The organism is Aerococcus sp. L_32 (genome assembly GCF_050689315.1).
Window position 1 is genome coordinate 1 of record NZ_JBOEQF010000413.1, and the last position, 1,668, is coordinate 1,668.

At 39.1% G+C, this 1,668-nt stretch carries 2 protein-coding genes; both read right to left on the reverse strand.

Annotated elements, in window-relative coordinates; all coding sequences use genetic code 11:
- Positions 1 to 136: 136 nt before the first annotated feature.
- Positions 137 to 976 (reverse strand): NAD kinase, encoded by an 840-nt coding sequence (locus tag ACRCJ0_RS13505; protein ID WP_271736278.1) that lies wholly within the window; start codon positions 974 to 976, stop codon positions 137 to 139.
- 92 nt (positions 977 to 1,068) lie between these two features.
- The coding region (locus ACRCJ0_RS13510; RefSeq protein ID WP_431390754.1) for a GTP pyrophosphokinase at positions 1,069 to 1,668 on the reverse strand (600 nt) is incomplete at its 5' end.

Here is a 1,668-nt window from a genome sequence, read left to right on the forward strand (position 1 = left end):
CTCAAAAAGGTACGTGTTAACAAAGCTTCATCCGCTTGCCATTCAAATACCATCATAAAAATTGTCGACCTTTCATTTACGCTGCTTTATTTGTTACTTAAATCTATTGCTTCTTCACATACTAAATGCTGAAAAACTAATTTTCTTCCTTTGTGAGTTTGCGCTTTGGATAGTCGTTGATGCCGATAAATGAGTTTTCTACTCTATCCCAGAAGTGCATGTGACGGTAACGAGCAAAATGCACGCGTTCCTTGGCTACACGGTAAGTAATTTTTTCAACATCATTCAATGGAATATTCAAGTGGTCTAAAGACAAGAATACGCCAGTCATGGCATGTTCTTTGGCCGGTTTTAAGACAATCCACTCATCTTTAGCGATCAATAAGGGACTGGCTAAAGACCGGTACACGCGGTTATTAATTGAAGCAATCTCCGTCATTTGAATGGTATCTAAACGCGGGTGGACAACGGCCCCACCTAAGGATTTATTTAACCCTGTTGAACCAGTTGGCGTTGAAATACATAAGCCGTCTCCTTTAAAGAATTCAAATTTTTCTTCTTTAATGAAAATCTCGCACGTCATTGTCCCCTCATACCGTCTAATGGCAGACTCATTCAAAGCAATGTGGTGGATTACTTGGCCATCACTGTATTCAATTTCGACTTCTAGTAAGGGATAAGACACACTTTCACCTGAATCATTACTTAAGGCTGCAAGGAATTCAGGCAATTCACTTTCTAGCCAATCTGTATAAAAACCTAAGTGCCCAGTATGTAAACCAACAAAACGAACAGAGTCTAACTGGTCCGCATAAGTATGGAAGGTTTTTAGCAAGGTGCCATCTCCACCAACGGAAATAGCTAATTCAGGATTTACATCATCCAATTCAAAGCCTGAGCTTGCACAAGATGCATAAATCATATCGCGAATTTTTTTAGAACTTTCAGTGTCACTGTATCGTACTGCCACTCTCATCTATATACCCTCCACAATTGATTTAATCACCGTTACATTTACAACTTCATTCCCACTGTAACTTGATCCGAATATTTTAATTAATCGTCAAATTATAGCGGGCGCTTATGTTTGTCTTCTATTTGATCTTCTACTGGATTAGGGAATTGCCTCTTCTGTCTACTATTTGACCCAGTCGTTTGAAAATAACTCTGGGCTTCTTTAATTTCTTCACGAATTTCAGACATTTCCTCGTCTAAACGAAAGGCTGCTTCAGCTGCTCTTTCAAGGCGTTGGTGCAATTCTAAAGGATAATCACCCGCATACTTGTAATTCAATGAGTGCTCAATAGTCGCCCAAAAGTTCATCGCTAACGTCCGCACTTGTATTTCAACAAGAATCGAATCGGTCCCCGTAATTCTTTCGATCGGATAAGCAATGACAATATGGTATGAACGATACCCACTTGCCTTCTTATGACTAATATAATCACGTTCAACAATAATGTCAAAATCTTCACGCTGGTGAAGGATTTCAACAACTTGATAAATATCTTCCACAAACTGACACATGATACGAATACCACCGATATCTTCAATCACGGTTTCAATATTATGTGCGTTCAGGTCTGATACTTCTCTGAATTCAGCTTTTCTTAAAATACTGTCAGGTCTCTTTACCCGGCCAGTAACAAATTCGATTGGCGAATGAAT

Coding starts and splice junctions, on each gene's coding strand:
- ACRCJ0_RS13505 (WP_271736278.1), bottom strand. CDS start 976: ATGAGAGTGGCAGTACGATACAGTGACACTGAAAGTTCTAAAAAAATT.